Genomic DNA, 22,338 nt, shown 5'->3' with positions numbered 1-22,338 from the left:
AATAAAGGAATACTGCGCTGGCTTATGATATTGTAACATATTTTAATTGATTTGTGTTTTCAAAAATACTTAGGTGTTTTTACTTAGTATTTCTTTTGCTAATTTTACAAAAAAATAAAACGGTCTTTTTTAACTGATTTTACGAAGTTTTAAACCGTATTAAATTTTACATTTATGAAGAACAAAACCTATAATACCAAAGCTTTACTGATTGCAACTGGGCTTTCGATCTTTATGATTGCCCTAGTGTTTTATGGGTCAAGAAAACTGCAGAATTTTGACGCTGCACTGGTAACTTACTTATTTGGGACGGTGTTTGCTTTCTTTGGGATTGTATATCGTTATACCGTTTGGCTGCAGCGGCCACCGACTTGGATTTATTTTAAACGCGGGATTACGTATTTGGTAACCGGTAAAGTGTTTTCTCATTTTTGGTTTGCTACCAAAGAATCGGTGGAGAATATTGCGTTTCAGAAGTTTATTTACCCGAGGGGGAAATACCGCTGGGTGGCGCATTTTATGATTGCCGTGGGCTGTACTTCGGCATTTTTGATTACGATACCGCTTACTTTTGGTTGGATTAATTTTGCGATGGCTCCGAATTCCATTTCGGTATATGAAGCCTATTTTTTTGGGTTTAAAGTGATGGATTTCAATCTGGACTCGATTACCGCTTTTTTGACTTTTCATGCATTGAACTGGTCTTCGTATTTGGTTATTTTTGGATCACTTTATTATTTAAGAAGACGTTTGACAAATCCGGGTCTGATTGCTACGCAGTCTTTTGAAGGAGATTTGTTACCGCTTATTTTGCTGATTGCGATTTCGGTTACAGGATTGGGATTGACATACTCGTATCAGTTCATGAAAGGGTTTGCGTTTGATTTCCTGGCGGTTTTGCATGCGGTTACGGTGATTATGTTTTTGATTTGGATTCCGTTTGGGAAGTTTTTTCATATCATTCAGCGTCCGGCTCAAATCGGAGCGCATATTTACAAGAAACAGGGAATGAAAATGGGTATGGCGGTTTGTCCGCATACAGGCGAGGAGTTTGCCACCAAACTGCACATTCAGGATTTGAAAACCGTTACTGAAGAATTGGGTTTCGATTTTACCCACGAAGACGGAACATCACACTTGGATTTGAGTCCAGAGGGCAAAAGATCCCGATTGGCAATGGCGCATTTGAAAGCGAGACAGCAGGGGGGGAATTTGTTTGGATGATGTTTGAGGTTAGAAAAAAGAGGTTAGAGGATAGAAGTTAGAAAAGATAGAATAGATTTAAGAAGGCAGGTTGTGAGAGGGAGAATGTGTTGAAAGAACGAAATGTTTTTGATTGAAAACCTGATGTTGATTTACGGTCGCGTGAGGGATAGAAGCTGGCTACCGAAGTAGCGCGGATAGCCCGACCCCGCGACAATAAGGGGCTGTATAAACGTTCCGATGAGTAAGCCCCTTGTTGTTGCGGGGTCACGCCCAAAGGATGATGATTTTTGATTTAAGATTTTAGAAAAAGAGAACATACATTTATAAAAATATAAAATGGCAAAATTACCTGTAGCAGAGGAGAATATAGTAAAGCATTTTGGGCCGACCCTGAATTATGCGCCCAAGGACGGATATGTGGGAAGAGACGAGCCGGATGAGGCCGTGAAAACGCATTGTTGTTTTTGCGGGATGCAGTGCGGTATTCAATTGCTGGTGAAAGATAATACGGTGGTGGGGTTTGAGCCTTGGATGGAATTTCCTTTTAATGAGGGAAGGCTGTGTCCAAAAGGGGTTCAGCGTTATTTGCAGAATAACCACCCTGATCGATTGATGTCTCCTTTGAAAAATGTTCCGGGACAGGGATTTGCGCCTATTTCTTGGGATGATGCGATGGATAAGACGGTTTCGGAAATTAAAAGGATTCAGGAGAAATACGGGAATGACGCGTTCTCGATGTTGTCGGGGGTTTCGTTGACAAACGAGAAAAGTTACCTTGTGGGTAAATTTGCGCGTGTGGCTCTAAAAACCAAGAATCTGGATTACAACGGCCGTTTGTGCATGGTGAGTGCTGGTGCAGGAAACAAAAAGGCATTCGGACTAGACAGGGGATCAAATAATTATTCGGATTTGGAATATGCCGAAGTGATTATTGTGGCCGGAGCCAATATTAGCGAAACTTTTCCAACGCTGACGCACTGGATTTGGAAAGCCCGTGACAGAGGTGCCAAAATTATTGTGGTTGACCCAAGGATGATTCCTCTGGCGCGAACTGCTGATATTCATTTGGACGTGCGTCCTGGAACCGATTCTGCTTTGTACGGCGCGATTTTGAAATACCTAGTGGATCACGATATGCTGGACCATGATTTTATAGATAATCATACTTCGGGATTTCAGGAAACGATTGATGCCGTTAAGGATTACACCTTGGAATGGGCAGAGGAAGTGACCGGAATTGACAAAAATAAAATACGCGAAACAGCCGAATTGTGGGGCAGGGCCAAAACGAGTTTCCTGCTTCACGCCCGTGGAATTGAGCACCATTCGAAAGGGGTGGATAATGTTTTGGGCTGTATCAATTTGGTGCTGGCAACCGGAAGAATAGGAAAGCCTTATTGCGGTTATGCAACCATTACCGGACAGGGAAATGGTCAGGGCGGAAGGGAACACGGTCATAAATGTGATCAATTGCCTGGAAACAGGGATATAGAGAACCCGGAACACCGTAAGTATATTTCGGAAGTTTGGGGAATCAATGAGAAAGATTTGCCCGGTAAAGGTCTTTCGGCCTACGAAATAATCGAAGCCATTCACCGCGGTGAAATTAAGGGATTGATTTCAATTTGTTTCAATCCGCTGGTGTCTTTACCGAACAGCAATTATGTTCGCGAGGCATTGGAAAAACTGGAATATTACGTGTGTATCGACTTTTTTCTGAATGAAACCGCACGCCATGCCGATATTGTGCTGGCAGGTTCCCTGCAGGAAGAGGAGGAAGGTACCACCACATCTGCAGAGGGAAGAGTGATCCGAATCCGTCAAGCGGTAACGCCTCCGGGAATGGCTAGAACCGATACTTCTATTATTCTGGAATTAGCCAAACGTTTGGGCGTGAAAGATAAATTTACGTTTGAAAACAGTGAAGCTATTTTCAACGAACTACGCGTAGCTTCTAAAGGCGGAACGGCAGATTACTACGGAATTACTTATAAAAGAATTGAGGATAATATGGGAATGTTTTGGCCTTGTCCAAGCGAAGACCATCCGGGAACGCCAAGGTTATGGGAAGACAGAAAGTTTAAAACTCCTGACGGAAAAGCGCATTTTAATCCTGCTCCGTACAAACTTCCGGGCGAAGTGACAGATGCCGATTATCCCGTGATTTTGACAACAGGCCGTGTAGTATCTCAATATTTGAGTGGTACGCAAACACGAAGAATCGGTAAGTTGGTTGATCAATTTCCTGAACCGTTATTGGAAATTCATCCTAAACTGGCACAGCAATACGGAATCAAACAAAGAGAATTAATAAAAGTTTCCACCCGACGTGGAGAAGGAATTTTCCCTGCGAATATAGTTGAGACCATTCGGGAGGATACCGTTTTTATACCTTACCACTGGTCAGGTAAAAAGTCGGCCAATCAGTTAACGCCAGGAACGTTGGATCCTATTTCCAAAATACCGGAGTTCAAAGTTTGTGCCTGTCACTTGGAACCGCTTAAGGAAATTGCGCCTCCATCTAAAGAATCAAAAGCGTATGCAAGTGTTTAATCTATAAAAAGGAAAAATGAATTATACGAGTTTCAATAAAAACGAGGAATTTTTTGTAGATATGCAGCGCTGCATTGGCTGCAAAGCTTGTGAAATGGCCTGCGCCGAATGTGAAACCAACGGTCAGGAATCCTTAATCAGCGTCAATTATGTCGATCGGGCTTCGACTGTGCAAACCACTGTTCAGGTGTGTATGCACTGCGACGATCCGGTATGTGCCAATGTATGTCCCGCGGATGCGATTTCCAAGGACGAAAACGGAATCGTGCATACCGCCAATACCGAAAGATGTATCGGTTGTTCAAACTGTGTGTTGGCCTGTCCGTTTGGCGTGCCGAAAAAAGAAGAATCCTACGACCTGATGATGAAATGTACGATGTGTTACGACAGAACCAGCATTGGCAAAAAACCAATGTGTGCGACGGTTTGTCCAAGTGGTGCTTTGTTTTTTGGTACAAGAACCGAAATCGAGGAAATGCGCCCGAACAGCACGCCGGTTAATACTTTTATTTTTGGGAAGGAAATTGTCAATACCAAAGTCAATATCATGATGCCGAAAGGAAGTTCGGAGCTGATTATATATTAGGTATTAAGTAGCAAGTATTAAGTATTAAGACTTGGGACAATAAATAATTAGAATGCAGATGGCTTCTGAAGAAAAACTGAAACAAAACTTTTTACAACATAATAAAATGTCAAAAGAAGATAATTTAAATAAAAACTGGAAGAAAGATTTTCCGGTCCTCAAACAACAAGCGACCAATGTAAGCCGTCGTGATTTTGCCAAGTTCCTGACCCTGGTTTCGGGTGGACTGATGGTAGGCAGCGGACTCGTTGCCGCCAAAGCCTATCTGCTTCCCAAAGAAGAAGTTGAGGGAGAGCATTTTGTATGCAAAAAAGATGAAGTTCCAGTGGGCGGTACGAGAGGTTTCGTAATTGAAGGAAGTACCATACCTTATATACTGATTCATCTGGAAAATGGTGACTTCAAAGCGTATGAGCAAAAATGCACCCATTTGTCGTGTTCTGTATTTTACAAACCAGGCACCGGAATTATTCATTGTCCGTGTCATGAAGGTTCATTTGATGCTAAAACAGGAGATGTTTTGGGCGGACCGCCACCAAGAGCATTGCCAAGCCTGGAAGTTTTTTTCAAAGAAAATGATGTTTATGTAAAAGCTTCCCATCAGGAAGAACACGCAGTTTAAAACTAAAATAAAATACTATGAGTACTTTTAGAACCAGCCAGAATCAAGCGAATCCCAACAAGCTGAACAACATTCTTTCGACTTTGATATTCATATTGATTTTGAATGTCACCATTCAGATCTGGCTGTTGTATGCCTCTTTGAACAACGCTTTAGATAATAATAAAGAAATTTTAATACCGGCCTTTGTGGCTTCTTTAATTTTGTTTTTAATAGGTTTCAGCTGGCTGTATTATTTGCCATCTGGGAATAAACCACAGCAGAAATAGCTATTAAAAAAAATCAGTTCATTACAATCCTAGTCTAACGACTGGGATTTTTTTTAGAAAATGATTTAGGTATGGCTTCCCGTAGAAAAGGCTCCTTGGCTTGATCCTATTAATAATTGAATACTCACCAGTATTCGTGGGAATTAATGGAGACTTTTTTAAATAACAGGTTAATAGTTAGGTAAATATTAAATACATTTGAGGTGTTTGAATAATTGTAAATAAAATCAGTAAAGTCTTAAACACATCCCCCAATGTCCAAAAAAACGCTTCTATTACTCGGCTTCATCTTATTAAAATTTATATTGCAATATTCATTAATCAGTTCCGATTATGACTTGCAGCGGGACGAATATTTACATTTAGATCAAGCGCATCATCTGGCGTGGGGATATTTGTCCGTTCCTCCATTTACTTCCTGGATTTCGTCTCTGATTTTACTGCTGGGAAACTCGATTTTTTGGGTAAAATTTTTTCCAGCTTTGTTTGGCGCTTTGACTATTGTCGTGGTATGGAAAGCCATTGAAGAGCTAAAAGGAAATTTATTTGCTTTAATTTTGGGTGCTGTCTGCGTATTCTTTTCTGCACTTTTGAGGTTAAATACTTTGTATCAGCCCAATTCTTTTGATGTGCTTTGCTGGACGGCTTTTTATTTTATCTTAATCAAATACATCAATTCCGAAAACGCAAAATGGCTATATGTGTCAGCAATCGTTTTTGTTTTTGGTTTCCTTAATAAGTACAATATTGCGTTTTTATTTATTGGTCTCGTTCCAGCAATTGCAGTAACACAACAGCGAAAAATTTTTGCACAGCCAAAATTATATCTGGCTTTTGCCTTCGGGCTATTGCTTATTTTGCCTAATCTTTTGTGGCAATACAGGAATAATTTCCCCGTGATTCATCATTTAAAAGAATTAGCCGATACACAGCTGGTTTATGTAGATAGATTGGGTTTCTTAAAATCGCAATTGCTGTTTTTTATTGGCTCATTATTAGTCATAGTTTCAGGATTGTTATCGTTATTATTTTATAAGCCATTTAAAAAATACAGGTTTTTCTTTTGGTCTATAGTTTTTACTCTGGCCATTTTTATGTATTTCAAAGCCAAAGATTATTATGCTATTGGACTTTATCCAATCTATATTGCTTTCGGATCTGTTTATTTAGAAAATCAATTAAAAGAAGGCTGGAAAAGGTATTTACAGCCAGTTTTGATTGTGATGCCCATACTTTTCTTTATTCCAATGTACACTGCTTTTTTTCCAAACAAAAGCCCGGAATATATTGTGGCTCACTCAAAACCATATCAGGATCTTGGATTGCTGCGCTGGGAAGATGGCAAGAATCATTCATTGCCTCAAGATTTTGCCGATATGCTGGGCTGGAAAGAATTGGCAGTAAAAGTAGATTCGGTTGCTGAAACATTACCGGATCTGGAGCATACAATAATTCTCTGCGATAATTACGGGCAAGCGGGGGCAATCAATTATTATTCTAAAAATAAAAGAGTAACCGCTAATTCCTTCAATGCTGATTATGTCAATTGGATTTCTTTGGATAAAGAAATTAAAGACGTGGTTTTGATAAAAGAAAAGAATGACGAAGACCCAGAACGGAAAGTTGAAAAACCATTTTTTGACACGATTTATGTTGCTGCAAAGCGCATGAATAAATACGCAAGAGAGTCCGAAATTACTATTTATGTTTTAAAAGGAGCCAAAATAGATGTAAGGAAAAGAATCAAGCAGGAAATAGACAGTGAAAAGAATTATGAGTAATTTTTTTAAACCTATCACTCTGATAATATTTGAAATTCCAGCATAACTTTTTTAGGAACAAAAAAGTTATGCTGGTTAAATATCTTTCGAAGCATATTTAATAAACCCCCCGCAATTGCCGTTGCGATCAATAGACTGCTGAACGATAAGGCTTCCAATATCAGTCATATTATTCAGTTCGTATAAATCTTTGCTGGCACTATGGGATTTAATTTTTTCATCAATTTCGTTCTGCAGGTTTCTGAGCGTTTCGCTGGCTTTTAGTAAATCCAGATCAAACCGTACAATTCCTGCATTCTGACGCATCAATAATTGAAGTTTTGCTTTTGTCTGTGCGATATATTCTGGAGCAGTTTTCTCCTTAGACTGGTTTGGCCAGACTGGAATTTTATCAACTGTTTTTGGAGCGATAAATGGATTTTCTGCCAAGTAATGGTACACTTTGTCTGAATATACCAAAGCTTCTAAAAGTGAGTTTGAAGCCAGCCTGTTTGCACCATGCAAGCCTGTTCGGGAACATTCGCCACAGGCAAATAAATTTTCTATAGAAGTTTTTCCGTTACGGTCTACCACAATTCCGCCACAAAGATAATGCTGGGCAGGAACAACAGGAATCCATTCTTTTTCCAAGGCGATACCCATTTTTTTGCAATGGTTATAAATCATCGGAAAATGTTTTTTGAATCCTTCCATGTTCAAATGGGTACAATCCAGATAAACACATTCATCACCCGATTTTTTGAGTTCCAGATCAATGCTTTGAGAAACAATATCTCTCGAAGCCAGATCACCTCTCGGGTCGTAATTCTCCATAAACAAATCACCCTTTTTGGTTCTCAAACGGGCACCAAAACCGCGCACTGCCTCGGATATTAAAAATTTAGAACCACTCCCTTTATCATACAGAGCCGTTGGGTGAAATTGTATAAATTCCATGTCCTGAATCACAGCATTGGCCCGGTACGCCATTGCGATTCCATCGCCGGTTGCTATAACAGGATTGGTAGTATGTCCGTATAAATGCCCGATACCGCCAGTTGCCAGTAAAGTAAAATCGGATTGGTAAGTGAGTATTTCGTTGGTTTTTTCGTCAAGCGCATAGGCACCAACGCAGCGATTATCCTGCGTAATTAATTCTAATGCAAAATGATGATCCAGAACCGTAATGTTTTCTTTCTGCATTACCTGTTCTAAAATGGCACGCTGAATTTCGTAACCCGTCTGGTCTTTGTGATGAACGACCCTGTTTTCAGAATGTCCGCCTTCTTTGCCTAAATCAAAAGTTCCTTTGGTGTTTTTATCAAACTGAGCTCCCCATTCGATTAATTCCTTTAATCGTTTAGGGCCTTCGGTTACAACCATTTTTACTACTTCTTCGTCACATAATCCGTCACCGCAGATCAGCGTGTCTTCGATGTGTTTCTGATACGAATCCTCGGTTTTGTCAGTAACAATGGCAATGCCGCCCTGAGCATATTTGGTGTTGGACTCGTCAGCATTGGCTTTGGTTACAATGGTAATGTTCCGGTCAGGAAAACGATTGGCCATTTTAAGAGCAAATGTCAAGCCAGCTACTCCTGAACCTATAATTAAATAATTGGTTGTAATCATTCTTAAGATAGTTCGAGCATACGTTCGATAGGGATTAATGCTTTTTCTCTAATGTTATCGGGAACATTCACTTCGGGAGTTTCATTCAATAAACAATCGTACACTTTTTGCAAAGTATTCATTTTCATATACCCACATTCACTGCAGGCACAAGTATTGTCTTCGTTTGAAGGAGCTGGAATCAGGATCTTGTCAGGCACTTCCTGTTTCATTTTATGCAGAATACCCGCTTCGGTAGCTACAATAAATTTGCTGCTTGGATTGGTTTTTACATAATTAATCATCCCTGCGGTAGATCCAATATAGTTTGCAGTTTTCAGGATATGCGTTTCCGATTCTGGGTGCGCAATGATTTGAGCATCTGGATTTTGTTTGTACAAAGCCACCAGTTTGTCTAGTGAAAATGCTTCGTGAACAATACAGGAACCGTCCCAAAGCAGCATTTTTCTGCCCGTTTGTTCCATTACATATTTTCCTAAATTTTTATCTGGAGCAAAAATAATTGGTTTGTCTTTAGGGATAGATTCTACAATTTTTACAGCATTGGATGAGGTAACCACAATGTCTGTCAATGCCTTAACTTCGGCAGAACAGTTTACGTAAGTGATAACTATATGATCGGGATGTGCCTCGGTAAATTTTTTGAAATCCTCTGGAGGACACGATTCGGCCAGGGAACAGCCTGCTTTTAAATCTGGTAAGATTACTTTTTTGGTCGGGTTTAATATCTTGGCAGTTTCAGCCATAAAATGAACTCCTGCAAAAAGAATAATATCGGCATCTACTTTCATTGCTTCCTGAGATAATCCCAAGCTGTCTCCCACATAGTCAGCTACATCCTGGATATCGGATTCTTGATAATAATGCGCTAGTATTACCGCATTTTTTTCTTTTTTTAATTCCAATATACGTTCTTTAAGACTTTTCATTTTTAAAAACTTTAATGGTGTTTTTTTAATTGAGATTAATTCTATGCAAATATAAGGTAAAACTTTGAAGCTGCACGTTGCCGCAAGCTTTCTAAACCGTTCAAAAAAAATGTTTTTGTTAAAAAATTCTCGCTGTGGTTTTTGCAACCCGCAAATCTATTGGAATATGTTTGACGTTCGTATGACATTTATCAGTTTTTAAGCAAATTAGTATGGTGATATTTGCAAAATGTTTAATAAACCAATTTACACATATGACAACTAAAAAACCATTACATACTTTCCATATTCCGGTGATGGGATTGGCCTATACAATTGATAGTCCGATACGTGTGGCGCAATATGGAATCTCATCTGTTGTATCGATTATAGATGACGATTTAATCGAAAAAATGAACGCTTTTTACAGCGAAAAATTTAAAATCCCATATCAGGAAATTACCGAAAAAATCCATGATTATCGTGCTGAACGTGTTACTTCTTATTTGAATCTGATGGATACTATCGTAAAAGATAAATTCGAAAAATTCAAAGCAGAATTAGCCGAAAGCAAACAGGCTCTGGAGAATTATATTGCAATGCTGCCTAATAAATCGGAAATCAAAAAAGGGCTTCAAAATTTAATCGATGACGGAATTGCTTTTAAGGAAACCATCAAAAATTATCTTGAAGAAAATCTTTCGGCTGGTGAAATCGACGTGAATATCATGACCAAAGTTGATAAGGATAATTTTATCAAGGACGAGCAATTGCCAGTAGAATTCAATGATGCACATGCTTCGCTGCGAGGTTTTGCTAATAGTAATTTGTCTTCTTCAGTAGTACTTTCGGCAGGGATGAACCCGAGATTGTATGCGTATTTTGAAAACTTTCCTGTTTTTTATCCAGATGCCAATAATAAGCTGCAAAAGAAGATTATCCTGAAAGTAAGCGATTTCCGTTCGGCAATGATTCAAGGAAATTTCCTGGCCAAAAAAGGACTTTGGGTTTCTGAATACCGTATTGAATCTGGTCTGAATTGCGGTGGTCACGCCTTTGCTACTGATGGTTATTTATTAGGGCCAATTTTGGAAGAGTTCATGCAAAAGAAAGAGCAATTGATTCAATCTGCTCATGAGCTGATGGTGAAAGCTTTGGAAATAAAAGGCATGCCTGTTCCAGAGACACCTTTAGAATTAAAAATTACCGTTCAGGGTGGTGTAGGTACTGCCGAAGAACATGAATTTTTGTTAGAAAAATACCAAGTAGATTCAGTGGGCTGGGGTTCACCGTTTTTATTGGTTCCCGAAGCGACTTCTGTTGATGCAGACACAAGAAGATTGTTGGAAAAAGCCAAAGAAGACGATTTTTATCTGAGCCATATTTCACCATTGGGAATTCCGTTCAATGCCGTGAAAGGTACAACGAATGAGTTTTTCAAGCAAAAACGTATTAATGAAAATAAAGCTGGAAGCTCTTGTCCAAAAAAATTCCTGGCTTTGAGTAAAGAGTATGGACCAAAAGGAATGTGTCCTGCTTCAAAAAGTTATCAGGATTTAAAATTGGAAGAATTAGAAGCTGTGAAAGATTCATTATCTCAATTGGATTTTGATAAAAAGAAGAACAGTATTACTGAAAAATCATGTCTGTGTGTAGGATTGGCCAACACTGCTTATCTGGAAAACAACATTAAAATAAAAGGTCAGTCTCAAGGAGTTGTGATTTGTCCAGGACCAAATCTGGCTTATTTTGACAAGGAAGTTTCGCTTTCGGATATGGTGAAACACATTTATGGAAATGCTTCAGTACTTGGGAATGGTGAACGTCCAAATGTAATTATCAATGAATTGAAAATGTACATGGATTATCTGAAAAAAGAAATCAATGAATTTTCAGAGCAGATAACAGCACCTCAGGTAAAAAAACTGAAGGCTTTCAAGAGTAATCTGAATGAAGGAATTGAATATTACCAGTCATTATTAGCATCAAATAATTGGTTTGAGAAAAGCAAACAAAACATCGAGAATCAATTGAAACACTATAAGAGTGAACTGCTTGAACTTTGTATCCCCGAACTGGTCGCAGTTTAATCATGAAAAGGCTTGATGAAAATCAAGCCTTTTTTTGTTTTAGCAGTCACGATATTTTATTCAGTATAATCCTTGAACAAAGTTTCGCCTTTTACCAACCATGCAAAACCAAAGCTTTCTACTGCTAATGTTTCCATCCAGAAAGTCAGCGGAAATGTTTTAAAGCATTCTTGAGGAATGATTTTAAGAAATCCTGCAAATGGTACCAGAATTGCCAAAAACATCAATATGGCACAAGTCCTGTAAATTCTGTTTCGCAGAATTTTTTTACTTCCTCTTTTACTTGGCGTCTTATTTGATTTCGTAAAAAGAAAAAAGCACATATAAGATAAGCAGAGGAAAAATAATCCCGAAACAGCATAATGAAAATACATTCGGAAATCGCTTGCAGGCAATAGCGTTACAGCATACTTTTTGGCAGGATCACAGCATATTTCCGTAATATTACTTGTGGGAAATAAAACAGCCAGCAATGCAAAAATTCCAGCAGATGAGGAAATGTAAAAATCAGCTGGCTCTTTGCCTTTATAAACAATCAGGAAAAAAGCAAGAAGACTTAGGATAATTACAAAAATACTGCTGACTCTAGTGTAATAATAATGGCTGATGGATTCCAGAGGATATTCAAGCCCATTGTCAAGATAAAGGAACCCAAATAATAATAGGGGCAATGCCATCCCCAAAACACCAATCAGCTTTCGGAGTGTTAAACTATTGGTAAGCCAAATGGTGTTGTCGTTTTTGTAATCTACTTTTAAAATGGAATTTAAATCAGAGGGATTAGATCGGGACATGATAATTCAGTTATTTAAATATCATGTAAATATAAGATTACTTTTTAATATCTTAAAAAAGTATCTCCGGTCTTTATTCCTAAAGCTAATTCCTCTAGATTGGTATTCTCTAGCATGTAGGCCAGTTCGCTCCGTATGGATTTGAATTTTTCATGCATGGGGCAGGGGTGATCTTCGGAGCAATGGGCCAGACCCAATCCGCAGCCGGTAAAAACACGGTCGCCTTCTAAGGCATTTACTATTTGTGCCAATTTAATTTCTCTCATCGTTTCCCTAGGAATCTCGAAACCGCCACCAACTCCTTTTATGGAATTTATGAGGTTGTCTTTGGAAAGAATCTGAAGGATTTTGGCTGTAAAAGCCTCGGGGGAATCAATTTTTTTGGCAATGTCTTTTAGCCCAACTCTTTTGTTCTGATAAGATTCTGAGGCTATGAAAATCGTGGCACGAATGCCGTATTCGCAGGTTTTGGAAAACATAATCGGTTTTTTACAAATTTAAGAAATTAGTTTTATTTTGAGTAGTAAATACCATAGTTTTGAGTGTCTAAATTGGTGTTTTTTTACTGTTAATCAGCAGGCTTCCTGTTAGTAATAAAAGCCCTAAAGGCAATGGAATGCTGGCAATAAATAAATTGAAATAATAATCAGGAAATGACACATTGTTCAGGAATAACCACGTGCCTTGGAGGAACAAAAGAAGTTCGGTTGCCACAAATCCCAATAGAAAAATCTTGACTCCCCATTTCTGGATTTTATGCTGCACATTTAAAAAACCATTCTGCAGCGCAAATGCAAACAGAAAGCCAGTTATAATTCCTAACATCGTTAAATGGATGTATCCAACAACAAAATCTCTTATCTGATGCGATACGTGGGCTAATTCGGGAACCAGAACTGCTAATTGAATAAAGATTTTTAATGCCAATGAGCACAATGCAAATCGGTAAACTATTTTTTCTAATGAAGAAAGAGTTGCAAAGAATCCTTGGAATTGCGTTTGGATAAGCTGTGCAAAAAGAACTAACGAAATTAACTGAATTGAAATTCCAACAGCATTTATCCAATGAAAAACTGGGCTGGACAAATACCAGCTCACAGGCAAAGCCAATGTTAATACCGTTGCCGTAACGAATAAATTATAAAACAACTGGAATTTTTTCTCTTCAATATTTATTTTAGACTGCTTAAAAAACAAAGCTAACACCGCAAATAAAAACCAGCCGTTAAATTGAAAATGAAGGAAAAACTGAATCGCAATCTGGTAAAAGGCACTTGCCTTTCCAAGCAATCCCACCGCTGGGCCCAGGCACCAAACGCCAAGCGTCGAAAAAACCATAAAAAACAAAGCCGTCCGCAGCATTTTTTTTTCGGGGAAGGTGCTTGGTTTTGCATCTTTCCAGATCAAATGAACGAAATAATAACTGCAGAAAATATGCAATGTTGAAAATAAGATCGAAGCAAAAGCATATCCCTCCGCTGGAAAATCAATCATCATTCCAGCCACTGCAAATTGGGTTACCCAGAATAATCGATTGTATATGGGTTTTTGCTGGTCTTCTTTTGATACAAAAAAATGAATGATCAGGCAGTACAGCATCAAATAGACCCAGCCCAGCATCGCTACGTGCGAATGTCCATGCATCAAAAACTGAAAATTAATTCCTTCAATAGGCGCAACATACATCATACGGAGCAGCAAGCCCATCAATGAAGCAATAAAAAAGTTAATGAAACAAGTTAATATCCAAGATTTTTTCATAATAATTCAGACAAAATATTTTTTAACCATTTAAGGCATTTAAGTTTTTTTGTTGGCCGAACAAAGCTTAGAAGTTCATATAAGTATGGTTGCATAAACTTAATATTGTCATTGACAATGTTTCTCCACAATCTTGTCAATTGCTAGGATTCCGGCAGAATGGCAAACTTTGTAAGTTTTTAATCTGTGTAATCAGGGGCAAAAAAAGCAAGCATTTTTGTTTTCATAATGGTTAGAATTTTAAAAACCACCGAAACGCACAAATGAACCAAAAATAACCATCAAAACCCCAATAATAGTAACTGATATTATATGAAAAGTCATTTCGGGCAATTTGCTCGAATCATTTTTCAGTTTTGGCAGAACCCGAAACTGCGCACTCAGTGCAAAAGCCAATGTGAGTAATAACAGAACCAGTTTTGAAGAAACGGTTTTTTCAATAGGTGTTTCAAACTGAAACCAATATTCTGCCGTTACACCGTATTTGTATGCCATTAAAATCCCTGTAATAATTAGCAAAGCCAAAGCAGACATTCCAACAGGCTCATATTTTTTTTCGTAATCTAAAATGATATGCTGATTTTTTTCCTTCAGTGCTTTTGGCAAATAAGCAAAACAGAGCAAGAGATGCCCTCCAACCCAAATTGTGGCGCTCAAAAGATGAATGATTAATAAAAGATGATGATTCATAGGTTTGGAATTTGAGTATTTTGTTAAAGCTCACTATGTTATTCAATATGAAAAGTGACTACTAATTTTATAATTTTTAAAATTATAAAAATTCGTGCAATACTCTAATGCATTAAGCAAAAGTATTCATTCGTGCATTCGCAGCGATAAACTTATCCTCTAAAATGCACTTTTATTTTATCTGTAGAAAGGTTCCCGTTTTCTAATTCTTTAAATGAATGCCCTAATTTTTCTATTGTTTCGGATCCATTTACAAAATGCTGAATATAATAATTTCCTGTATACCCGGTGTTTTCCAGATAAGAAACCATTTCCTGAATATCCTTTTTCTTTAATAAATCAGAATGTACGGTGGTGCGGACTTCAAACGTGATTTTGCTTTCCAGCAATAAATGTAATGACTTTTCGAAAGGTATGAAAAGTTTTGATTGTGTTATCTTTTCAAATTGGGCAGGCATCGCTTTAAAATCGAGTGCCACATAATCAATAAGTTCTTTTTGGATAAGTTCTTCCAGTACTTTGGGCTGTGAGCCATTTGTGTCAATTTTTACCAGAAAACCCATTTTTTTGACTTCGGCAATAAATGAGATGGATTTTTTGTGCAGCAGACATTCGCCTCCGCTAAATACAACGGCGTCTAGCAATTGCGTTCTTCCTCTCAGGAACCCAAGTACATTTTGGAAAGAGATGATTCCTTTGCCAAAAACAATTTCGGGATTATAACAATACAAACACCGCATATTACAGCCTGCAAACCAAAGAATACAGGCTGATTTATGGGGATAATCCAATAGGGTAAAAGGGGTTACACTATAAATGGGCTTAGCAGCACTTTCCTTCTGTGAAATGAGTTCGTTGTTTGTGTTCACCTTTTTTTCCTATGTTAAAGCTTTCTACGGGTCTGTGGTAGCCCATTACTCTTGTGTACACCAAACATTTGGTGCGCAATTCTTGATTTTGTTCTAAAATCGGGTTGGTTGGCTGTTTCATATTTTAATAGTTTTATAGTGGTTTAAGAGTTTAAAACTGTTTCATGTTGTTTTCGCAGTTTATCGCCTAATATTGTTAATGACAAAATCGAGGAATAGCTTGCGGTTTAAAACATTTTGAAATCAATTTAAGCTTCAATATATTTCGTTTTTTCCTCAATGATGGCTTCATCACATTTCGGACAATATTCGTGTTCTCCGTTTAAATAGCCATGTACAGGACATACGCTAAAAACAGGAGTGACCGTGATGTAAGGCAATCTGAAATTACTGATCACTTTCTTGACAAATTGTTTGCAGGCTTCGGATGAACTGATTTTTTCGCTCATATACAAGTGAAGAACCGTTCCTCCAGTATATTTGCATTGCAGCTGATCCTGCAATAACAGAGCTTCAAAAGGATCCTGAGTAAAATCTACCGGAATCTGTGAACTGTTCGTATAATAAATATTTTCGCCTTGTCCTGCCTGAATAATATCTTCATAGCGTTTTTTGTCTTCTTTGGCTAAGCGGTAAGTCGTTCCCTCTGCAGGAGTTGCTTCCAGATTATAAAGATTACCGGTTTCTTCCTGGAATTCTTTCATCCTGTTGCGAATGTGTTCCAGAATCTCTGCGGCAAATTCGATACCTGTATCCGAAGTGATAGTGTCTTCGTTATTGGTGAAATTTTGTATCATTTCGTTCATTCCGTTCACCCCGATAGTCGAAAAGTGATTTCTCAGATGCTGCAGATATCGTTTGGTGTACGGATACAATCCACGGTCATACATTTCCTGGACGAATACTCTTTTTTTCTCCAATGTCGATTTGGATAAGTATAAAAGCTCATCCAGCTGCTGGTATAATTTATCCTTATTTCCTTTGTTCAGATAACCCAAGCGTGCCATATTTATAGTTACCACACCAATACTTCCAGTCATTTCGGCACTTCCAAAAAGGCCGTTTCCACGTTTAAGCAGTTCACGTAAATCGAGCTGCAAACGGCAGCACATACTGCGTACAGCATTCGGTTTATAGGCGTTCTCGTTTTCAACCTGGTTTCCGTTTTCGTCCAGAACATATTGGCTTCCGATGAAATTCTGGAAATACGAAGAACCAATCTTGGCCGTATTTTCAAAAAGCAGATCGGTATTTTCTCCATCCCAGTCAAAGGCTTCAGTGATATTTACCGTTGGAATAGGGAAGGTGAAAGGCTGTCCATTGGCATCACCCTCGGTCATTACCGTATAATAAGCCTTGTTGATGAGGTTCATTTCTTTTTGAAAATGCTCATATCTCAAGTCTGTGACTTTAGAAACGCCTCTTTTTTTAGCTCTGATTAATAAATCGGATGTGATGCTGTCTTCCAAAAAATGACGGTCATTTTTTGTCGGAATCTGAGTTTTTAAATCATCAGGAACAATCCAGTCCAAAGTAATATTGGTAAAAGGCGATTGTCCCCAGCGCGCTGGAACATTCAAGTTGTACACAAATCCTCTTACAGCCTTTAAAACATCATCAAAACCTAGATTATCCTTAAAAACATACGGAGCCAGATAGGTGTCAAACGAACTAAAAGCCTGCGCTCCTGCCCATTCGCTCTGCAGGATTCCAAGGAAATTAGCCATTTGCCCCAAAGCTTCCCTAAAATGAGATGGCGGTTTGCTCTCTACACGTCCTCGAACTCCATTGAAACCTTCGTTCAGCAATACGCGCAGACTCCAGCCGGCACAATAACCCGTGAGGCAATCCAGGTCATGAATATGAATATCGCCATTGCGGTGTGCATAGCCTTCCTCTTTAGAGTACACTTTGTCCAGCCAGTAGTTGGCAATAATTTTTCCTGCAACATTGTTTACCAATCCTGCATTTGAGTAGGAAGTATTGGCATTGGCATTGATTCGCCAATCAGTCTGCTTGATGTATTCTTCGATGGTTTGTGTGCTGTCAACATAGGTAGTGTCGTCATTTAATCCTTCAATATGTTCACGCTGCAGTTTTCGGGTGTGGCGAAAGAGCATGAAAGAACGCATTACGTCAAAGTATTTTTTTTCGTAAAGTTTCTTTTCAATCATGTCCTGGATCTCTTCGACTGCCCAGACTTCTTCATTTTCAAGCTGAATAATGATGTCCTGAAAAATACTTTCATCAACGACTATGGAGACACTGTTGAAACTTTTTTCAATAGCATCTTTGATTTTATAACTTTCAAATGGCTTGTATTTCCCATTTCTCTTGATAACGTAGTTCCCCATAGTTGTTGATTTTAAGTGATTAATTAATTATGATTGTGCCGAAAAATCTTTTTCGAGCTTAGTCGCTTTTGGAAACAGAATATTGTTTTCTAAGTGAATATGTTTGTGTAAATCCTGTTCGAATTCCTGCAGCATTGCAAAAGTTACTTTATAGGTATTGCAGGCATCTGCTGGCGGAGTATAATCGTTGCTTAATTGCGCAATTTTTCTAAAACGTTCTCCTTCGGCATCGTGTTCGTGCATCATCATAGCGATTGGGTTTTCTACAGTTCCAAAGTGTGGCTGCGCAATCAATTCATCAGAAATGGTGGCTTGAACCATTTTTTTTATGAAAGGAAATAAAATAAGTTCCTCTTTTTTCATGTGTTGTGCCAATTCTCCCGCACACCCTTTGAAAAGCTCGTTGATTTGTAACAGCTCAGGATGATTAGCTCCGTGTACTCTGCTCAATTTGTCTAAAAACTGAAGTAATGTTGGCGTTTTTTCTGAAACATAACGGTGATGGGTTTTTTCAATATAATCGGCTAATAAATCAATTGGCCAGGAATTATAATCAATACCAGTATCTCCTTTTGTATTCAAAACAGCTTCAATTTCTTTCAATAAATCATCAGAATTTACAGATTTTTTTTCACATGCTTCTTCAATGCTTCGGTTGCCATTACAGCAGAAATCAATGCCATATTTTGAAAATAAAGCTGCTGTTCTAAAGTCTTTTGCTACATATTCACCAATTGTAATTTTTTCTAAAGTTTCCATATTGTTGTATTTTATGATTAAAATTATTTTACAAAAATAATGATTTTTTTGAATAAAAGACAAGTTTATCCGAAATTAAATTTATTATTTTAAAATTGATGTAAAATATTGAATGTGAAAACAATGAGAAAAGTGTTGTTCCCTTTTTTTGACTATGTAATTTTACAATTTATTAAAAATTAGGAACATGATTTTTATCATATTTTAGGTACAACTTAAGAACATTCGTATGTTGAAAACTTAAAAATTTTTCGGCTTATGAAGTTTTACCTATATATAATAGCTCATCAGAAAAAATAAAATATTTTGAGTAAAAAAAATGCTTTTTTTGAATAAAAGACAAAAATATCTTTTATATTTGCAAAAGAATAAAAGACAAAAATATCCTTTATTCGGAATTCAAAAATTATTAACTAACAAAAACAGATTATTATGCTTTCAAAATCACAAGCACGGGCATTTTTTCTGGGAGGGACATTAGTCACATTTTTAATCTTTATCGGATTGACTATTTATTCGTTTATGCCCAGAAATGATCAAACCAATTACAAGGCGATTGACAAACAAGTAGTAAGAGGAAAAGAAATTTGGGAACACAACAATTGTATGGGCTGTCATACTATTATGGGCGAGGGAGGCTATTATGCACCCGAGCTGACAAAAGTTATCGACCGCAGGGGCGAAGGCTATGTCAAAGCGGTATTGATGTCACCTGTGCCTTGGGCGCCAAACGGCCGAAAAATGGTGGTTTATCACATGAACGAAAAAGATGCCGATGCTATGGTAGCCTATTTCAAGTGGATAGGAAAAATTGATTTGAATGGGTTTGACCGTGTAGTCTCGCCATTATCTAAAGATGAATAATTAAATAAGATATATTATGAAATATAAATCACAAAAAGTTGCCTATTGGTTTTTTGCACTGTGCATGCTATTGTTCTCACTGCAAATAGTTTATGGCTTTATCATGGGCTTTGACCGTATAGGAATTCAGGTATTGCATGATGTTATCCCTTTTAACGTTGCCCGGGCAGTACATACCAATTTACTGGTTGTCTGGTTGTTAACCGGATTTATGGGTGCCGCTTATTATATTATTCCCGAAGAAGCACAGCGCGAATTGATTAGCGTAAAATGGGCTTACGTTCAGCTGATTTCATTGGCAGTTGTGGGAGTTATCGCCTTAGTGGGTTTTCACTTCAACCATTGGGAAGGAAGAAAATTTCTTGAAATTCCGAGAGAGCTGGATTTCTTAGTAGTTATCAATGTACTGCTGTTCTTAGGATTGATTTTAGGAACTTTATGGAAAGGAAAACGCAAAACTACAACCGCTTTGGTATTGACAATGGGTCTGCTGTTTGCCGCCTTATTGTATCTGCCTGGAATGATCTGGTTTGACAGCCAGGTAATGGATTCCTTCTTCCGCTGGTGGGTGGTTCACCTATGGGTTGAAGGTGTTTGGGAACTAATCATGGGAGGTATTCTTTCGTATTTGTTAATCAAATTAACCGGTGTTGACAGGGAAGTTATCGAAAAATGGCTGTACGTAATCGTTGGACTAACATTCCTTTCAGGAGTTTTAGGAACAGGACACCATTACTATTACATTGGAGTGAATAAAATCTGGCTAATCGTTGGTGGTATTTTCTCAGCATTGGAGCCTTTAGCTTTCCTGGCAATGGCATTATTCGCTGTCAATATGTACCGCAAAGGCGAAAAAAGCCATCCTAACAAAATCGCTTTATTCTGGACAATAGGTTCTTCAATTGTTTCATTCGTAGGTGCTGGATTGCTGGGTTTTGCTCATACCTTGCCACAAACCAACTTGTATACACACGGAACTTTGGTAACCGCTATGCATGGTCACTATGCTTTCTGGGGAGCTTATGCGATGATTGTTTTGTCCATTATCAGTTATGCTTTGCCTAATCTGACTGGCCGTAAAAGATACCAAAGCACAACAGGAATGACTGCTTTTTGGCTGTCCAATGTAGGGATGCTGGGAATGACCGTTGCCTTTGGTGTTGCTGGTGTTGCCCAAGTGTATTTAGAGAGAAAAATGAAAATGGAATTTATGACCGTACAAAACGAAATCAGTATTCACTTCGTAGTATTACTGATCTGCGCAACCATGTTTGCCACAGGAATCGGAATGTTCATATTCGATTTCTTCAAATACGGACGACCAACCGATGAAGCTTTAGAAACCAAATAATCATTTACTGCGTCAGTTTGCTAAAGCTCGTGTGGGCGTGACCCCGCAGAAAAAAGGGGCTAAAATTCAGGAACGCTTATAGAGCCCCTTTCTTCCGTGGGTCGGGCTATCCGCGCTACTTCGGTAGCCAGCTTCTATCCCAATGTCATTAAGTTAAGGATTTCTTATTAAAGTTTGTCTAAATATAATTCTCGCAGAGACGCTAAGACGCAAAGGAATCCGATTTTAACTTTGCGCCTCTGCGTCTTTGCGAGAGTGAAATAAAGCTTAACTTAATGACATTGGCTTCTATCACTCACGCGGGTTTGGTGGTTTTCAGGATCATTTTGTTCTTTGAAAACCTGTTAGGATACAGGAAAAACAAAATAACTAACCTGCCTTTTTTTCCAGCCGGAACGTTTAAACAGAAGTTTTAAGCTTCCATTTCCTCAAAAACAATTGTTTAACGTTTCGGCTTTTTTCAAAAAAATAAAAAATATGTTAGCAGATACTTTATTAGAGATACCTTATTACCACGCTGTGGGCAAAGAGGTAGAAGTCTTTGAGCATTCCTATAAAAACAAAATTCCTTTTTTGCTCAAAGGCCCGACAGGAACAGGAAAATCACGATTTGTGGAGTTTATGGCGCATCAGTTGGGCAAAAAACTTATTACGATCAGCTGTCATGAGGAGACTTCCTCTACCGATCTGATTGGACGTTTTATCATCAAAGGATCCGAAACGGTTTGGCTGGATGGCCCCTTGACCACTGCCGTAAAAGAAGGAGCCATCATTTATCTGGATGAGGTTGCCGAAGCCCGTCCCGATGTGATTGTAGCAATTCACTCTCTGACCGATCATAGACGCGTGCTTTTTATAGACAAACTAGGAGAAACCATAAAAGCGCACAACGATTTTATGCTAGTAGCCTCTTTCAATCCTGGTTATCAAAGAGGTTTCAAGGAGCTAAAACCCTCTACCAGACAACGTTTCATTGCTGTTTCTTTTGATTATCCAGAACCGAAAATCGAAGCTGAAATTCTGGTCAACGAAACGAATATCGATCATGATACAGCCAGAAAACTGGTAGCCATTGGAAATAAAATTAGAAATTTAACCGAATTGGGATTAACCGAAACGGTTTCAACACGCCTTCTGGTTGATGCAGCCAAAATTATCCACAGCGGACTGCCAAAACGATTGGCTGTTCATGTTGCAGTTGTTGAGCCATTGACAGATGATTTACAAACATTGGAAGCATTAAAGGATTTGTGCAATTTGATGATATGAT

Annotated in this window: 20 protein-coding genes; 10 read left to right on the top strand and 10 right to left on the bottom strand. The window is 38.2% G+C overall.

Going from position 1 to position 22,338, the window contains the following annotated elements; translation table 11 throughout:
- The first annotated feature begins 174 nt into the window (after window positions 1-174).
- From ABEG11_RS06820 to ABEG11_RS06795, 6 genes are all read left to right on the top strand, one after another.
- Window positions 175-1,224, top strand: coding sequence for an MFS transporter (locus ABEG11_RS06820; protein WP_281636030.1), 1,050 nt, complete (start codon window positions 175-177; stop codon window positions 1,222-1,224).
- 318 nt (window positions 1,225-1,542) lie between these two features.
- Window positions 1,543-3,759, top strand: coding sequence for a molybdopterin oxidoreductase family protein (locus ABEG11_RS06815; protein WP_348823431.1), 2,217 nt, complete (start codon window positions 1,543-1,545; stop codon window positions 3,757-3,759).
- Between the two features lie 16 nt (window positions 3,760-3,775).
- Window positions 3,776-4,345 (top strand): 4Fe-4S dicluster domain-containing protein, encoded by a 570-nt coding sequence (locus tag ABEG11_RS06810; RefSeq protein WP_194640809.1) that lies wholly within the window; start codon window positions 3,776-3,778, stop codon window positions 4,343-4,345.
- Between the two features lie 106 nt (window positions 4,346-4,451).
- Window positions 4,452-4,967 carry a Rieske (2Fe-2S) protein gene (locus tag ABEG11_RS06805; protein ID WP_348823430.1) on the top strand — a complete coding sequence of 172 codons (516 nt, stop codon included), beginning with the start codon at window positions 4,452-4,454 and terminating at the stop codon, window positions 4,965-4,967.
- A gap of 17 nt (window positions 4,968-4,984) precedes the next feature.
- A complete protein-coding gene (locus ABEG11_RS06800) occupies window positions 4,985-5,236 on the top strand; it encodes a DUF6755 family protein (RefSeq protein ID WP_348823429.1) in 252 nt (83 codons plus the stop codon).
- Between the two features lie 254 nt (window positions 5,237-5,490).
- Window positions 5,491-7,017 carry an ArnT family glycosyltransferase gene (locus ABEG11_RS06795; RefSeq protein ID WP_348823428.1) on the top strand — a complete coding sequence of 509 codons (1,527 nt, stop codon included), beginning with the start codon at window positions 5,491-5,493 and terminating at the stop codon, window positions 7,015-7,017.
- A 75-nt stretch (window positions 7,018-7,092) separates the two neighbouring features.
- On the opposite strand, the gene nadB is transcribed toward ABEG11_RS06795, so the two are convergent.
- Together nadB and nadA are read right to left on the bottom strand one after the other, a co-directional pair.
- The gene (gene nadB / locus ABEG11_RS06790; protein ID WP_348823427.1) at window positions 7,093-8,628 is read right to left on the bottom strand and encodes an L-aspartate oxidase; all 1,536 of its coding nucleotides are present in this window, start codon (window positions 8,626-8,628) and stop codon (window positions 7,093-7,095) included.
- Between the two features lie 2 nt (window positions 8,629-8,630).
- A complete protein-coding gene (gene nadA, locus ABEG11_RS06785) occupies window positions 8,631-9,557 on the bottom strand; it encodes a quinolinate synthase NadA (RefSeq protein WP_492764710.1) in 927 nt (308 codons plus the stop codon).
- Window positions 9,558-9,811: 254 nt separating this feature from the next.
- Between nadA and ABEG11_RS06780 the strand changes: the two genes are divergently transcribed.
- Window positions 9,812-11,626, top strand: a complete 1,815-nt coding sequence (locus ABEG11_RS06780; RefSeq protein ID WP_348823426.1) for a hypothetical protein — start codon at window positions 9,812-9,814, stop codon at window positions 11,624-11,626.
- Window positions 11,627-11,682: 56 nt separating this feature from the next.
- Here the strand turns inward: ABEG11_RS06780 and ABEG11_RS06775 are convergent, their stop codons facing one another.
- From ABEG11_RS06775 to ric, 8 genes are all read right to left on the bottom strand, one after another.
- Window positions 11,683-12,420 (bottom strand): hypothetical protein, encoded by a 738-nt coding sequence (locus tag ABEG11_RS06775; RefSeq protein WP_348823425.1) that lies wholly within the window; start codon window positions 12,418-12,420, stop codon window positions 11,683-11,685.
- Window positions 12,421-12,464: 44 nt separating this feature from the next.
- Entirely contained in the window at window positions 12,465-12,899 is a 435-nt protein-coding gene (locus tag ABEG11_RS06770) for an RrF2 family transcriptional regulator (protein ID WP_348823424.1), read from the bottom strand.
- A 67-nt stretch (window positions 12,900-12,966) separates the two neighbouring features.
- Window positions 12,967-14,181 (bottom strand): hypothetical protein, encoded by a 1,215-nt coding sequence (locus ABEG11_RS06765; RefSeq protein ID WP_348823423.1) that lies wholly within the window; start codon window positions 14,179-14,181, stop codon window positions 12,967-12,969.
- 240 nt (window positions 14,182-14,421) lie between these two features.
- Window positions 14,422-14,871: a CopD family protein gene (locus tag ABEG11_RS06760; RefSeq protein WP_348823422.1), complete on the bottom strand. Its 450-nt coding sequence runs from the start codon at window positions 14,869-14,871 to the stop codon at window positions 14,422-14,424.
- 152 nt (window positions 14,872-15,023) lie between these two features.
- Window positions 15,024-15,740 carry an anaerobic ribonucleoside-triphosphate reductase activating protein gene (locus ABEG11_RS06755; RefSeq protein WP_348823421.1) on the bottom strand — a complete coding sequence of 239 codons (717 nt, stop codon included), beginning with the start codon at window positions 15,738-15,740 and terminating at the stop codon, window positions 15,024-15,026.
- A complete protein-coding gene (gene nrdD, locus ABEG11_RS06750; RefSeq protein WP_348823420.1) occupies window positions 15,694-15,861 on the bottom strand; it encodes an anaerobic ribonucleoside-triphosphate reductase in 168 nt (55 codons plus the stop codon). Before nrdD ends, ABEG11_RS06755 begins: the two co-directional genes overlap by 47 nt.
- Window positions 15,862-15,988: 127 nt before the next feature.
- Complete coding sequence (locus ABEG11_RS06745; protein WP_348823419.1) at window positions 15,989-18,094, bottom strand: ribonucleoside triphosphate reductase; 2,106 nt, start codon at window positions 18,092-18,094, stop codon at window positions 15,989-15,991.
- 27 nt (window positions 18,095-18,121) lie between these two features.
- Window positions 18,122-18,853 (bottom strand): iron-sulfur cluster repair di-iron protein, encoded by a 732-nt coding sequence (gene ric / locus ABEG11_RS06740; protein ID WP_348823418.1) that lies wholly within the window; start codon window positions 18,851-18,853, stop codon window positions 18,122-18,124.
- Window positions 18,854-19,285: 432 nt separating this feature from the next.
- On the opposite strand from ric, the gene ABEG11_RS06735 reads away from it, so the two are divergent.
- The 3 genes from ABEG11_RS06735 to ABEG11_RS06725 all read left to right on the top strand — a co-directional run bounded on the left by ABEG11_RS06735 (window position 19,286) and on the right by ABEG11_RS06725 (window position 22,337).
- A complete protein-coding gene (locus tag ABEG11_RS06735) occupies window positions 19,286-19,717 on the top strand; it encodes a c-type cytochrome (protein WP_348823417.1) in 432 nt (143 codons plus the stop codon).
- Between the two features lie 16 nt (window positions 19,718-19,733).
- Entirely contained in the window at window positions 19,734-21,068 is a 1,335-nt protein-coding gene (locus ABEG11_RS06730; RefSeq protein WP_348823416.1) for a cbb3-type cytochrome c oxidase subunit I, read from the top strand.
- A gap of 477 nt (window positions 21,069-21,545) precedes the next feature.
- Window positions 21,546-22,337, top strand: coding sequence for a CbbQ/NirQ/NorQ/GpvN family protein (locus ABEG11_RS06725; protein ID WP_348823415.1), 792 nt, complete (start codon window positions 21,546-21,548; stop codon window positions 22,335-22,337).
- The last annotated feature ends 1 nt before the right edge of the window (window position 22,338 follow it).

It is taken from the genome of Flavobacterium aestuarii (assembly GCF_040049115.1).
GTDB lineage: Bacteria > Bacteroidota > Bacteroidia > Flavobacteriales > Flavobacteriaceae > Flavobacterium > Flavobacterium aestuarii.
This window is presented reverse-complemented; position numbering and strand designations above follow the sequence as displayed.